Annotated in this window: 12 protein-coding genes and 3 pseudogenes; 5 read left to right on the top strand and 10 right to left on the bottom strand. The window is 41.9% G+C overall.

Annotation, left to right across the window (positions count from 1 at the left end):
- Positions 1-254 (top strand): annotated as a pseudogene (locus IQ242_RS25820) (hypothetical protein); the annotation flags it as partial.
- A 193-nt stretch (positions 255-447) separates the two neighbouring features.
- Here the strand turns inward: IQ242_RS25820 and IQ242_RS04820 are convergent.
- Together IQ242_RS04820 and IQ242_RS04815 are read right to left on the bottom strand one after the other, a co-directional pair.
- Positions 448-876 carry an Imm30 family immunity protein gene (locus tag IQ242_RS04820; RefSeq protein WP_193959214.1) on the bottom strand — a complete coding sequence of 143 codons (429 nt, stop codon included), beginning with the start codon at positions 874-876 and terminating at the stop codon, positions 448-450.
- Positions 877-890: 14 nt separating this feature from the next.
- Positions 891-1,163 (bottom strand): hypothetical protein, encoded by a 273-nt coding sequence (locus tag IQ242_RS04815; RefSeq protein WP_002760442.1) that lies wholly within the window; start codon positions 1,161-1,163, stop codon positions 891-893.
- A 994-nt stretch (positions 1,164-2,157) separates the two neighbouring features.
- Here IQ242_RS04815 and IQ242_RS04810 point away from each other — a divergent pair.
- The gene (locus tag IQ242_RS04810; protein ID WP_002760440.1) at positions 2,158-2,298 is read left to right on the top strand and encodes a hypothetical protein; all 141 of its coding nucleotides are present in this window, start codon (positions 2,158-2,160) and stop codon (positions 2,296-2,298) included.
- A 156-nt stretch (positions 2,299-2,454) separates the two neighbouring features.
- Here IQ242_RS04810 and recQ read toward each other — a convergent pair whose 3' ends face one another.
- The 7 genes from recQ to IQ242_RS04775 all read right to left on the bottom strand — a co-directional run bounded on the left by recQ (position 2,455) and on the right by IQ242_RS04775 (position 10,546).
- Positions 2,455-4,566: a DNA helicase RecQ gene (gene recQ, locus IQ242_RS04805; RefSeq protein ID WP_193959213.1), complete on the bottom strand. Its 2,112-nt coding sequence runs from the start codon at positions 4,564-4,566 to the stop codon at positions 2,455-2,457.
- A 108-nt stretch (positions 4,567-4,674) separates the two neighbouring features.
- Positions 4,675-5,286, bottom strand: a complete 612-nt coding sequence (locus IQ242_RS04800; protein ID WP_158199998.1) for a DUF3318 domain-containing protein — start codon at positions 5,284-5,286, stop codon at positions 4,675-4,677.
- Between the two features lie 1,104 nt (positions 5,287-6,390).
- Complete coding sequence (locus IQ242_RS04795; RefSeq protein WP_193959212.1) at positions 6,391-7,266, bottom strand: energy-coupling factor transporter transmembrane protein EcfT; 876 nt, start codon at positions 7,264-7,266, stop codon at positions 6,391-6,393.
- A gap of 3 nt (positions 7,267-7,269) precedes the next feature.
- Positions 7,270-8,628, bottom strand: a complete 1,359-nt coding sequence (gene der, locus IQ242_RS04790; protein WP_002766078.1) for a ribosome biogenesis GTPase Der — start codon at positions 8,626-8,628, stop codon at positions 7,270-7,272.
- Positions 8,629-8,856: 228 nt separating this feature from the next.
- On the bottom strand, positions 8,857-9,057 hold the full coding sequence (gene psb35, locus IQ242_RS04785) for a photosystem II assembly protein Psb35 (protein ID WP_002782108.1): 201 nt from the start codon (positions 9,055-9,057) through the stop codon (positions 8,857-8,859).
- A 59-nt stretch (positions 9,058-9,116) separates the two neighbouring features.
- Positions 9,117-9,524 carry a gamma-glutamylcyclotransferase gene (locus tag IQ242_RS04780; RefSeq protein ID WP_193959211.1) on the bottom strand — a complete coding sequence of 136 codons (408 nt, stop codon included), beginning with the start codon at positions 9,522-9,524 and terminating at the stop codon, positions 9,117-9,119.
- Positions 9,524-10,546, bottom strand: coding sequence for an aldo/keto reductase (locus IQ242_RS04775; protein WP_193959210.1), 1,023 nt, complete (start codon positions 10,544-10,546; stop codon positions 9,524-9,526). Before IQ242_RS04775 ends, IQ242_RS04780 begins: the two co-directional genes overlap by 1 nt.
- A gap of 520 nt (positions 10,547-11,066) precedes the next feature.
- On the opposite strand from IQ242_RS04775, the pseudogene IQ242_RS04770 reads away from it, so the two are divergent.
- The 3 genes and pseudogenes from IQ242_RS04770 to IQ242_RS04760 all read left to right on the top strand — a co-directional run.
- Positions 11,067-11,447: pseudogene (locus IQ242_RS04770) on the top strand (transposase DNA-binding-containing protein); the annotation flags it as partial.
- A gap of 131 nt (positions 11,448-11,578) precedes the next feature.
- Positions 11,579-12,608: pseudogene (locus tag IQ242_RS04765) on the top strand (IS4 family transposase); the annotation flags it as partial.
- 178 nt (positions 12,609-12,786) lie between these two features.
- Positions 12,787-13,497, top strand: a complete 711-nt coding sequence (locus tag IQ242_RS04760) for a response regulator transcription factor (RefSeq protein ID WP_193959209.1) — start codon at positions 12,787-12,789, stop codon at positions 13,495-13,497.
- 135 nt (positions 13,498-13,632) lie between these two features.
- Here IQ242_RS04760 and IQ242_RS04755 read toward each other — a convergent pair.
- The coding region (locus tag IQ242_RS04755; protein ID WP_193959208.1) for an IS30 family transposase at positions 13,633-14,240 on the bottom strand (608 nt) is incomplete at its 5' end.

Raw genomic sequence — 14,240 nt, 5'->3', positions numbered from 1 at the left:
ACTCAGCTTATCACGCTAGGGGATCAGATCAGTTATTTTCGCTATCAGCCCTCAGCAGTCGGTCGTCAGGGGACTCGGAGACGGGAGATTATTTATTTGTTCCCCCCACTTCCCGCTTCCCACTTCCCGCTTCCCACTCCCTGCTTGACAAACACAGGGGTTTGCCTTTAATTGAACGTTACCTCATGTCTCAAGGAGAAGATGGCCACAGTGTCGAGGGTTTAACTGCTCAAGATATAGGTTGGGATTTTTAAGGGGAAACTCTCTTTTAAAATTGGCGTTTACTTTTGATTTTATTACTCAATCCAAGCTTTTGGGGGGTTGGGGGAAGTCGCTGAGTCTCAAATTAAATTAATCAAGGTTGAACAAATGCCAGAAAAAGCGACATTTTTTAAGGGATTACAGATACCAAAATATCATTTTAATTTCTATAAGTCATACAAAAATTTAGGTTAAGATGACCTCCGAGGATGAATTAATCTGATTTTTGACGCTTTCTAGTAAAAGTTGATACAAAAAATGAGGTGTTTTTTGATTGGCTAATTCCAGACTATTCTGATAAATTTTAACAGCAGATTCATCATTAATCATTCGATAGTGAATGATTTTTGTCCATTCTGGTGCAGTTATCATTAATTGAGGAATCACTTCAATAAAAGCTTGTATTTGTTGTTGGGGTTCAAAATCTTCTAAAAAATGCACTAAACTAAACATAATTTCAGGATGTTCACAGTTATCATCTAGGATAAGATGTAAGTCTTTTAAATGTTTATCATCAGGATATTTGGTAAGTTTTTCTAATGTTTCCTCAAATAAGTTAATTTCTTGGGATGTTTTCATTAAGCGATTCTCTTGTAGGATTTTTATTAAATCCATGAGGTTGTTGCTCCTTAATCAAAAAAGGTTGACCAGGTAGTTTTATTAAGTTGAATTAGTTCTTGTAATCCCTTTCTAATATCTGCATTATATAATCCTTGACCTAGATAAATTGAGCGAATATCCCAAACTTCTTGTGCTAAGGTTTGTCGAGGGGAAAGGGTTAAGTCTGGACTTTTACCATAAGATAAGGTTTGACGATGACGACCTCCTTTTCCGGGGGATAAGTGTTCCATCATGATAGCAATTCCTTGATTAGTTGTGTAACCTTTGATTTTCGCTTTCATATACGCATTGGATGGTAGATGATGAGGGGTTAAGTTATCTCCTCTACGACCTAATTTTAACAAGTCGCCGTATGTCCCGACTTTTCCTTCTCCTGTCAGTAGTTTAAATTGAGTGATGTTGTCTCCTTATGATTATTTTAGGCCATAGGTTTATCATAGGTGAATAAAAATCTTATCGCTCTTCTATCTCGGAAAATCCCTGTCAACACATAAGTGCTGAAACTCTTATTTTATAAGCGAGCGCTCGCCTATTTTCTAACAACAACTCGAAAATTTAGTTTCTGTTAGTTATTGATCACCCGAAAGCTTGCTCCGAAAGAAAGCTAGAATTTAGACACGATCAGAGCTTTTTCCTGATAATTAAGCTTTAATGACCCATTTTCCTCTTTTCCCCCAACTCCAGTGCTTCCCAACCCAAAAAAGTAAGGCAGGCCTTAGCCTACCTTAAAACAAAGCGAGGTTGATCAACTTTGGGGATGCCGATGCGGATGCAGCGGATGGAATTGGTCTATTACCATATATTGTCGATTATAGCAAGGGTTTTGCTGGTTGCCTAGATTCAAATAAAAAATAATTCAAAGCTTGACCATAGATTTTAATCTATACATTGAACCACAAGAACTATCTCCTGTCAAATTTTCAAGGGACAGCTTTAGATCGGGTTTATGGTAGGGGCGCAATGCTTGCGCTCAAAATGTGTTATGGATATTTCTACAAAACTGAGATGCACTCCCTTCCCTCAACTGTCCGGGAGAATTGTGCTGTAAGATAAGTGGGTGGGTGGAATTAAATATAAGATGAACGTAGGTTGGGTTGAAGCATGAAACCCAACGCCTGATTATGTTATGCTACCGCTAACCCATCCTACAAATAATTTTGCCTCCCTACTTATCTTCAGTTTAAATTGTTTAGGCTCGCAATCGTAGATGAGAATAAATTTCGGTAGCTTTTGCGGCAATAGATCAATAATCTCAGGAAATTAACGGTTAATTATATGAATTCTGCTAAAATTATCGCCATTATCACGGGAGCGATTTCGATTTTAATCGCCGTTGCCTATTTAATCCTCGTCCAGATTCTCGACTTTCGTAGCGAGATGATTCCCGCTCCCCTAGAAGTTATTTTTCCTGGATGATAAAAATCGGGGTTGAAAATTTTTCAACCCCAGAAAAAGCAATTTTTGAGCCGATTAACCCACTGGTTGTAATACTAAATCCGGTTATTAAAAACTGATTATTTATTGCCTATTGCCTGTAAAGTGGAGGGTTGCATCAAAAGAGTTGCTCTGGCCTTATTGCCGGGGTCGTCTTTGCCAAGCAACAACTAATTTAATTTCCTCATAACTATAATTATCTCCCAGATTTTCTTTGAGAGTTTTCAGGGATTGATCACCCACTTTTTTAATCGCTAAACGAATATATTCCTGTTTATTTTTAGAGACTAACTGATTAATATCAATTTCGTAACCCGCTTCCAGCAATTTAGCTAAATGTTCATAGATGGTTGAGACTTTTAAGCTTCTTTTGCGAGCGATTTCTTCCGCATTCAAACCATCTTGATAGTATTGGAGAGTGAGGAATTGAGTAGAGGGAAGACTATCCTGACAAAAATCATTAATTGCCGCTATAAATATATCACCATACTGCTGCACTTTGCTTTGTACTACTCCAGAAATTTGACGAAACTGCTCTAAACTCCGGGGTTTTGATTGGGCCATCAAACGCAGACTAGAATCATGGAAAATAACGTAGGGAGGAATCCCTTGACTATCGGCAATTTTCTTCCGCAATTGCCGCAAGCGATCGAATAATAAATCACTTTCCACCGTATCGGGATTGTCGTCTCCCAAGATTTGACCGTTAGCTTTTTGGGGGACGGCAATAAACACGGAACGTTGTTTCCGCATCACTTCCCAACTGTGTTGATTAAGTTTCAAGATTCTAAAATCGTCTTCAGTTTCTACTAATATATTTTGCTGGACAAGGGAACGACTTAAACGTTTCCACTCCTCCATAGTTTTATCTTTACCGATGCCATAAGTAGATAATAAGTGATGTTGATATTGGGTGATTCTTTCACCTTTTCCTCCCCTGAGTACGTTGATTATGTGCATCATACCGAATTTCTGTCCGGTCCGCGCCACACAGGATAAAAATTTTTGTGCTTCGATCGTCCAATCCTGGTTATTTGTACCATTCCGACAGTTATCACAGTTACCACAGTTACCCGCAAAACTTTCTCCAAAGTAACCTAGTACGCTCGATCTTCTACATTCAGTCCCTTCAGCATAATCTAACACCTGTCGCAATTGTTGACGAGCTTTCTGTTGTTCATTTTGCTCGGTTTTTTGGTTAATAAAATACTCAATTTTTCTGGCATCGGCAAAGCTAAAAAATAGGGTACATTTAGCTGGTTCTCCGTCCCTACCCGCACGGCCTGATTCTTGATAATATCCCTCTAAATTGCGGGGTAAATCGTAATGAATGACAAAGCGTACATCCGGTTTATTAATCCCCATACCGAAGGCAATTGTTGCCACCATAATCTGCACATCATCCCGAATAAAACGGGTTTGATTGTTACTTCTTTCCCGATCCTCCATACCCGCGTGATAGGGTAGGGCATTAATACCATCTTTTTGCAACTGTTCAGCAACTTTATCGACGGTTTTGCGGCTGATACAGTAAACTATTCCTGCTCCTTTTTGTCCTTTAATATATTGATACAATTGCTGATAAGATTTACTGGTTTTAGGTTGAACTTCATAATAAAGATTAGGACGATTAAAACTAGCAATATGAATGGAAGTATCTCGCAATCCTAATTGTTGGATAATATCTTCTCTAACCTGTTGGGTAGCGGTGGCAGTTAAAGCCAGAATTGGCACGGAGGGAAAGCGTTGACGAACTTGTTTAATTTGTCGATATTCAGGGCGGAAATCATGACCCCAATCGGAGACACAGTGAGCTTCATCCACTGCTAAACAGGCTAAACCGAGGTAATTATCAATAACAGCTAAAAAGTCTAAAAAACTAGGCGATAATAATCTTTCTGGGGCGACATATAACAGTTTAATTTTTCCTTGCAGTATTAAAGATTCTCTTTCTCTGACTTGTTTAGCGTTTAAAGTGCTATTGAGAAATGTTGCCCCGATGCCATTATCAGCTAAAGCAGTTACTTGATCCTGCATTAAAGCAATTAGGGGAGAAACCACCACCGTCACCCCTTTTTTGATTAAAGCTGGTAGCTGAAAACAGAGAGATTTACCGCCTCCGGTGGGCATAATTACTAATAAATCCTGATTATTTAAAGCAGCCTCAATTATTTGGCGTTGATTCGGTCGAAATTGATCGTAGCCAAAGTGATATTTTAAGGCTTTTTCTAAAGAGTCAATTGCAGCCATTGAGCAAGGGGAAAGATATTTTTATAGTAGTTATTTTAGGGTTAGGGATTTAAGTCGTCAGTGATCGGTAATCAGTAAAAAGAAAGCTGATAGCCAAAACAACTGACCCTAGGATTGTCTCACCTGATCGGGAACACCAACAAAGGAGAGATTGGCTAATTTTTTCAGATTTTGACAGCGCAACAACTCGTTAAAATTGAGACTCGATCGCCCTTCAATTTCAGCTATAGTCTCAATAGCCGATAATAAACTTTTAGCGGCCTCGGTTTCCGTGTAACCGCGTCTAACGGCCACTTTTAGGGCTGCTTCATCCGCATCTAATTCCCGTTGGGGGCTGCGTTTTTCCCGCCAAATCCGGTTAATTGCCAAGGCAGTTAAACCCCCCGCTACTGCCATACCGACGGCATCGGTTTGCAGGGTTTCCACGGTTAAACCGATCATACCAGCCAGAGCAATTACTCGATCGAGATCGGGTTTAAACCATTTTACTGCCGTTAAAACACAGACAGCCCTTAACAAGACTAAATCCCGTTGGGGTCTTGATAATTGCCGCCAGAGGTCAAAATTAATTGGAATCGGTCTGACTCCTCTTTGCCAGGGCAGGGGAAAATTAGTTTCGATTACCTTGCTGCTTTCGGGTTTGCTGACAATGCGCGTCATCATCCGTCCCGAAGCAGGCATGAGGTCTAGTAAATGACTAATCTCGTTGTCTTGGTTCATCGATCGCCAGCCAATAGTCTTCGATCATTGAGTATAATCGCTTTCTGAGTTAATATCTCTTTTCCGACAATTTTCTCAACGAAACCGCACGAGTCCCTACCGTTCGGCTTTGAGGGGTTCGATGCCCCGAAAATCGCCAATAAATTCTTGCATCTTCCTCAAAATCCTCATGTGTTGATTATTAATGAGGGGATGAAACCAGTCCTCACCGGATCTTGCCAACTCCAAGTAAAACCCGAACCGCTTGTGACTACGTTAACGGGAAGGTGAAGCCGAACCTGATGAACGAACTGGCGATACAGTTGCTACGAACTCAACCCAACAAAAAGGACTTGTAGGTTGGGTTGACGTCAGGAAACCCAACTATAGTACGCTTGGATTGAGCCAAGGAAACCCCACAAAAGGTCATGAGAAGCGATCAGCGATTCCGACGGATTTAGGTGTTGGCTGTTGGGTTTCGCTTTCCCCTAAAATTGAGAGGTTTTCTTTAACCTATTGATTCGCTCAACCCAATCTACGGACTGAAATGTTGGGTTTCGCTTTCCCCTAAAATTGAGAGGTTTTCTTTAACCTATTGATTCGCTCAACCCAACCTACGGACTTCCTTGAAAAATCCCAACTTAGTAGATTTAGAAAAATGAGATGCACCCTGCCAAATGCTAAATTGTCTCATACTTCATCTTTATTAGAAACGCCGTCACTTACTTTTATAGGTAATACTTTTGATATATTTAAGTATCTATCTTTAGTAGGAAATTGGCGAGTGAGAAGTGGGAAGTGGGGAGTTTTTTGCTGTGATCAGTAATCAGTAATCAGTAATCAGTAATCAGTGAGGTTCTTCGGTTTGTCCTATGCAACGGACAGGGTTATAAGAAATGAAACTCTTATAGAGAAAGACATTTGGCGATTTTTGTCAATTGTTTTCTAGAGCGAACTAATCAATTAAATCCCTTGCCAGATAAAGATTTAGTCGATTTATGCCCCCCGATCAAACCAGACCAAGTAACGAAGAACTATCAGGTGAAAAGACAGTAGGAAACTTCTATTTAATACTGCACACTTAAAACTCGCATCTGATAACTGATAACTGATAACTGATAACTGCTATAACCCCCCCCAAACTAATCGGGCTGCCCAAAAGGGAATTAACAAAAATAAAGCGATAAAATCAGCCCATCTTAACTGTAATTGGTGCCAGCGTACTTGATGCTGATTGGGACTGGTAAAACCGCGAACCTCCATAGCGATCGCTATTTGTTCGGCGCGCAAAAGCAAATTATCTAGTAATTTTTCCACTACTGTTAACCAGACGTTTAAACTCTTTTTAATCCCTAATTTTTGCCAATCGATCGCCCTAGTTCGCACTGACCTAGCTAGATTTTGCACTTCTTCTAAAACCAGGGGAATAAAGCGCAAAGACAGGGTCAGAGTCAGAGAAATTTCCGTCACCGGCACATTAAATCGCCGTAAAGGACTCATTAAATTCTCTAAACCTTCGGTAATTTCTTCCGGGGCCGTCGTCAACAAAAAGAGATTAGTGCTATAAATTAAAGTAAAAACTAAGGTACTAATTCTCACTGCTAATTCCAAAGAACGTCGGGTAACAAATAAACGACCTCTATCCCATAAAACATACTGATAATCACTTGCTGGCGGTAAATTCAGCCCTTCATCCGGTAAACGCGGCTGAATACTCACCCCTAAACCATCGGGAGTGATAGCAGTAATCAGAAAGACGATAATCGCTAAAAATATCAGCCAGCCCATCTGTTGCCGCCAGACGCGGGGGGGAATAGGAGCTAACAGGGTTAACAACATTAACAATCCCACCAAAGCTAAACGCCACCAAGAATTAGCCAATAAGGGTGCCGCTAAAAAAGCCATTAACCAGATAAATTTTACCCGCGCATCTAGTTGATGTAGTCGGGTAATCGGTTGATCGAGATAAAGACCGATGGGCAAACTTCGCAATAAATCCATAAATTAGACCTTGGTGGCTCTATTAACCGTTTTTTCCACTTCTCGCGCCGGTTTGCCGCGCCAGATTAAGCGGATCGGGGTTCCTTTAAAGCCTAACTGTTGCCGGAATTGCCCTTCGATGTAACGGCGATAGTTATCATTAAAGCGCTGGGGATCGTTAACGAAAAGGGCGATCGTGGGGGGTTGACTCGATACTTGCGTGCCATAGTATAGTTTCCCCTGTTTTCCGCCTCTGGTGGTGGGGGGATTGTGCCACTTAACCGCATCTTCGATCACATCGTTGATTACCGAGGTACTGACGCGACGACGGTGAGATTCGGCGGCAATATCGACTAATTCGAGGATTTTGGTGACTCTTTGCCCCGTCATGGCACTGACAAAGATCATTTCTGCCCAATCCATGAAATACAGCCGATCCTGGAGCATTTTGGTGTAAGTATTGATGGTATAGGTGTCTTTCTCCACCGCATCCCATTTATTGACCACTAGCACCACCGCACGCCCTTCTTCAATGATTCGTCCTGCTAATTTTAAATCCTGTTCGGTGACACCATCTAGCACATCGATGACGAATAGCACCACGTCAGACCGGCGAATTGCCTTAAAAGCACGGTTAATACTGAAAAATTCGGCTCCATAGTCCACATTCTTCTTACGGCGAATGCCGGCGGTGTCAATTAACCGATAAACCTGTCCTTCTCGTTCAATTAAAGTATCGATCGAGTCTCTGGTGGTTCCCGAAATCGGACTAACGATCGCCCGTTGTTGTCCAGTTAAAGCATTGAGGAGACTGGATTTACCCACGTTAGGACGACCGATAATTGCCACTTTAATTTCTTCATTTTCGGGAATTGCCGCCCCGGGTGGCAAATATTTAATCAGAGCATCAAGTAGTTCACCTGTACCAGAGCCGTGAATGGCCGAGATGGGGAAGGGTTCACCGATGGCTAATTCCCAGAATTCCGTTGCTTGCAGGATACCCTGTTCCACCGATTCACATTTATTGACGGCCAAAAGTATCGGGACATTTTGCTGTCGTAACCAAGCGGCAATTTCTCGATCGCCGGCGGTAATTCCTGCCTGGCCATCGACGACAAAAATCGCCACACTTGCCTCTGCTAGGGCGATTAAAGCCTGTTCGCGGATTAAAGGGAGAAATTCGCTGTCATCGTTAAAAACTAGCCCCCCTGTATCGACAATTTGAAAATCTCGATCGCACCAGAAAGCTGGTTGATAGGTGCGATCTCTGGTAATCCCGGGTTGATCGAAAACGATCGCCTGTTGATCTCCAGCGATACGATTGACGAGGGTGGATTTGCCCACATTGGGACGACCGATAATAGCGACGACAGGCAGTTTCATAAGAGGGGGAGGGGACGGAAATTAAAGACCCAATATTCTATCATAGCGATTTGCGATCGACCTTGGTTGATCGATCGTGTTTCTGTTCGCTGGGAAACGTTTAGGCAGCCAATAAGGCTGAAATGCCTAAAATCAACACCTAGTAAGGTCTTTAGCCCCCGCGACCAACCTGATTGCTGAGAACGGAGAAAAAAGCTGACGGCTAAAATAACTGATCACTGCCTTTTTCTAGGATTGAGAATCAGAATCTACCCCGGTCTTCACTTCAGGGATAATATCAGGTCTTTGGGCATCTTCCCAACCGACGGGGCGTTTAGAATTGTACCAAGCGATCGAACCGATGGTGACAGCAGCGAGAAAACCGACCACATAAACTGCCACAAAATAAACGGGGAATTTGCCACTGGCCACTTCTAGGAGTAAATACATAATTTTTTCACGATTAAGCTTTTAATTTGTATATCTTAACAGAATCGGACCCCTCATCCCTATTCTCGATCGCTACCGGTCCACCAACCAGAAGGCAGCCAAATACCGCCATGGATAGCTATTTTTGCCGGTGTCATCATATATCCCCAGGCTTCGCCGATTAATTCTCGCTCTAGATTATAAATAGGAATTCTGCGACGCTGATACTCGTTTTCTTCTGCAGCTCTGCCGGGTTGATAATCTTCCAAAGCATCCAAAAGCCCTATATCATAATTTGCGTTAAAAGTCAATAAAATTCCCTTCACCCAGCCCTCGCCCTCGGTCAATCCGGGATAACCGAGGGCGGTAAGATGGTATAAATGCCCCTTTGTGTAGGCGGTTTTAGAGTTGATCACTTTTCCTGCACAGTAGGCAGAATAGTTACTCTGCTTAGGTTTCAGGGTTCCATAAACAAAAACTTCCATCATCAGTCCAATTGTGCTGCTACTCCTCCTAATAGGATATCGCCAACAAATTGACTGGCTAAAAGTTCGTGGGGAAAACCCAGGGAAATGGCACTAATATTATCGAGTCGTTGCAGCTGTTCCCCAGTCAGGTTAAAATCCACACAGGCTAAATTATCCTGCAATTGGGACAATTTTCGAGCGCCAATGATGGGAATTACGGAGTTAGGGCGATTTCTGAGCCAATTTAACGCCACTTGTGCCGGTGATTTCCCGATTTCTCTGGCTATCTCTAGGACAGTCTCGGCAATTTTTAAATCGCGATCAAAAATTTGAAAAGGTTGGTCGGTCATGCTTAAACGACCATCGACGGGGTTGGGTTGATTATATTTTCCCGTTAAAACGCCTCCTCCCAGAGGACTCCAAGCTGTCACCCCGATATTTAATGCTTTGGCCATGGGCAATAATTCCCGTTCGGGGGTGCGTTCCTTGAGAGAATATTCTATTTGTAGTCCGATAAAGGGTGTCCATCCCCGTAGGGTGGCCAGGGTGTTTGCTTGGGAGACAATCCAAGCAGGACTGTCAGAAATGCCGATATAAAGGACTTTTCCCATCCTGACCAAATCATCGAAAGCGCGCATCACTTCTTCAATAGGAGTAAGAGAGTCCCAAAGATGAAGCCAGAGTAAATCAATGTAATCAGTACCTAAACGCTTTAAACTAGCTTCTACCGCCTGAAAGAGGTTTTTTCGATGATTTCCGCAGGCATTGACATCGCCGGGGCGGGTGTTGAGAGAATATTTCGTGGCGATTACCCATTTTTCTCGATCGCCCTTGACAAATTCCCCCACTAATGTTTCACTGGTTCCGTTAGTGTAGATATTAGCCGTATCGAGAAAATTGCCGCCCGCTTCCGCAAAAGCCTGAAAAACCGTCCGACTTTCCTCTTTATCGGACCCCCAACCCCAATCTTCCCCGAATGTCATCGTTCCTAGACATAGTTCGGAAACTCGCAGACCACTATTACCTAAAAGTTTGTAACGCATAATTAACTAAAATTTTGAATAATGAAGTTAATTATAATTGAATTTGATCAACAATTTTTCGACAATACTTAGTCTTTTTTGTCCAGTACATTTGATACAATTTTGAGCAGCTAACGGCGGACGGGAAGGGTAACAACCTCTACCGGGGCGATCTCTTTCTTAATCAACATCAAACATAGCATCTAAATCTCTATATCTACTAACTACCCTTGGGATTTCAATTCCGTTTTCAAGAGGTAAATAAAAGATCAGATAATCTTCCCTGTTGGATTTTTTCTGGTAAAATTCTAGCAGCTTGCCGATGTTTCCCCGCCAAGTAACTAGGGTTTGCTGAATAAATCTAAAAACCTTGTTGGCTAAGACTTTTAGACTTTTTTCCCTCAAAAAGTGCCAACCCTTGGAGTGATCCTATCCATTAGTCGGATCTTTCTTAACAAAAAGAGAAGAAACTTAAAAAAAGGGGAAACGATTGATAGGTATAGTTTTGAAAGAAGGAATTAAGGTGGAGGTAAGCAAAAAAATGGAGAAATGGGCAGCCCAAGAACTACAGTATGCAGACCTAGGGGACACCAGAAGAAAGAAAAGGTTAATCACTATCGTGGAAAACTTGGCCAGCCAACCTAGTACAAGTGTGCCACAAGCTTCGGGAAATCTAGCCGCCGCCAGTGCCACCTACGACTTTTGGAATTCCCCCTATTTTCACCCCTCAGATATAATTGCCGCCCAGGCCAAAAGTACAGTAGAAAGAATCAAAGAACATCCAATAGTTTTGGCAGTGCAAGACACAACCAGTTTAGACTTGACGACGCAAAAAGCCAAAAAAGGAATGGGTTATCTAGATTATAAAAAATCCTTTGGTCTCAAAGTTCATACCAGCTTAGGAGTGTCACCGCCAGGAATAAGCTAAGACGCATTTAAACCGCTTATTCTTAGATTAGCCGAACCTCCCCCCTTGCCCCCCCGACATCGGGGGGGTGTTGCCTTTTGCCTCTTGCCTCGTCTCAACAAGCAATTTAAATTACGAACAGCTTACCTTTAGGACTGATTAATCAATATGTCTGGGCAAGAGAAGAAAAGAATTTAGGGATTGCCAAGCAACGCAAAAAAAGAGAAACCGAAGAAAAAGAAAGTCAAAGATGGTTAGATTCTTTGTCAGAAACACAACAACAAATACCCGAAGAAATTCAAGTAGTAACAATCGGAGATTGTGAAGCAGACATATTTGATTTATTTGCCCAATCAAGAAGTCCTAACTCTCATTTATTAATTCGAGGAACTCATAACCGAAAAGTTAACTATCTCGAAGAAAAGCAAAGGTCAGGGCATCCAGAGCCTAAATATTTACATCAATCCATCAGAGAAATTAAAGCCTGTGGTAGCCTAGATGTGCAAGTAAAACGCAATCCTAATCACGAGGCTAGACTAGCTAAACTAACAGTTAGATTTGCCAGTTTTGAAATACAAGTACCTAAGCATCACTCGAAAGCGACCCCTCGTCAACCGGTCAAATTACAGGTAATTTTAGCTGAAGAAGAAAATCCGCATACCGGAGTTAATCCTATCAGTTGGCTCCTCTTAACTAGCCTAGACATTAGTAGCTTTGAATCAGCGATAACCTGTGGGCGCTGGTATAGTTATCGCTGGTTGATAGAACGCTATCATTTTGTTTTAAAAAGTGGTTGTGGATTAGAAAAACTGCAATTAGAAACGGGTCGGAGAATTGAGATGGCTTTAGCTACCTATTCAATTGTAGCTTGGAGATTACTCTGGTTAACCTATCAAGCACGCTTACAGGGAGAGGAGAGTTGTGAAAGTTTTTTGGAAGAACATGAATGGCAATCTTTGTGTGCCACTATTCAGAAAAAGAGTCCGCCACCTGAAAAGCCGCCCTCCTTGGCCAGAAGCGGTCAGAATGATTGCTTCTCTTGGGGGTTTTTTAGGTAGAAAAGGCGACGGTGAACCAGGTGTTAAAACTATTTGGTTGGGACTGGGAAGGTAACATGATATCAGCCAGACTTGGAAACTATCTCATCAAATTGGTTCCCCTATAGAACCCCCTTGAGCCATCTGGCACACTTTTCTCTTTTTGTCAAATTTTATGTTAAGAAAGATGTGACTAATGGATAGCCTTATCAAGGGGGGCAGGGGGGATCGAACCTAAAATCCATTTTAATTTTAATTATAACCAGCTACTTGATATGTTAAAATATGCCTAGATATTTGTAAACTTTTTCCTTTGTATGGATATCGTTATTATCGAGGATGAAATTGAAATCGCCCATTTGATTCAGCAAACTTTAGAGCGGGAATCATTTAATTGTCATCTGGCTTATAATGGTAGGGTAGGACTAGAACTATTTTATCAAAAGCAACCAGACTTAGTGATTTTAGATTTAATGTTACCGGAATTAGACGGACTGGAATTGTGTGCTAGAATTCGCCAAAAACCTGGGACAAAAGACCCCTATATTTTAATGTTAACCGCTAGGGGAGAAGAAATTGATCGCATTATCGGTCTATCCACGGGAGCCGATGATTATATGGTCAAACCCTTTAGTCCCCGGGAATTAACCGCTCGCGTAAGAGCTTTATTAAGACGTAGTTTAAGACACGATAGCCAACCCCAGCAACTCCATCGCAGCCGTCATTTTATTATCGACTTAGATCAACATTCTGCTGTTCGTAAATTGGAGGGAATGCCAGAGGAAACCCTCGATTTAACCACCTTAGAATTTAATTTATTAGCTACCTTTGTCAGTTATCCCAATCGCGTCTGGAGTCGCACCCAATTAATCGATAATCTCTGGGGAAATGATTTTTTTGGCGATGAAAGGGTAGTAGATACCCATATCCGACGCTTACGCAAAAAAGTAGAATCCGATCCTGCTAATCCGATCTTTATCAAAACTGTAGTCGGTGTCGGTTATAAATTTGAGGATGACATTATTTAGGGTTTGCGGCAAAAAGTTTGTTGGTGGGGTTAGGAGGCGATCGGCAGTATTCAGGAGATAAGTAGCTGGTTATAATTAAATTAAAAATAGATTTTAGGTTCGATCCCCCCTTAGTCCTAGGGTTGATTGGCCAATTCAAGTCTGAATTGCATCACTGTCTGATCTACCTTTATAGAATACCTCATTCGGGGTACGATAGTCAAGACATTTTCGAGGACGATTGTTAATCAAGTTTACGGCTCTTTCCACCTCCTCTGGCTTAACAATTTTAAAATTCGTTCCCTTGGGAAAAAATTGTCTTAATAGTCCATTAGTAGGCTCGTTTAATCCCCTCTCCCAAGAATGATAAGGAGTAGCAAAATAAAAATCTGCTCCCAATTTCTGACTCAACTCTTGATGTCCACAAAATTCTTTCCCGTTGTCACAAGTAAAGGTTTTTCTTTGGTCAGGGTGAATCTCTTGAAAAAGTTTTTCTGTGACTCTATTGATTTCCGATGCGGTTTTGTTTTTGGCTAATCCTGCTACTAGAAATTTCGAGGCCTTGTCTACATGGGTAACGAGAACTCCTAGATGATTTCCTCCAATCATCGTGTCACTTTCCCAATGACCGATCTCGGTTTTCTGGTCAGCAATTGCTGGTCGCTCGCTGATATCCACACGCCCTGGAATCCCTCCACGCTTACTTTTTGCTCCGCCTCGACTCTTTCTTTGACAAAGCCCCCGGCGTAAATATTTCTGGTACT

Source organism: Microcystis sp. LEGE 08355, from assembly GCF_015207185.1.
Taxonomy (GTDB): domain Bacteria; phylum Cyanobacteriota; class Cyanobacteriia; order Cyanobacteriales; family Microcystaceae; genus Microcystis; species Microcystis panniformis.
Note: the sequence above shows the minus strand (reverse complement) of the source record. Positions and strands in the feature narration are given on the sequence as shown.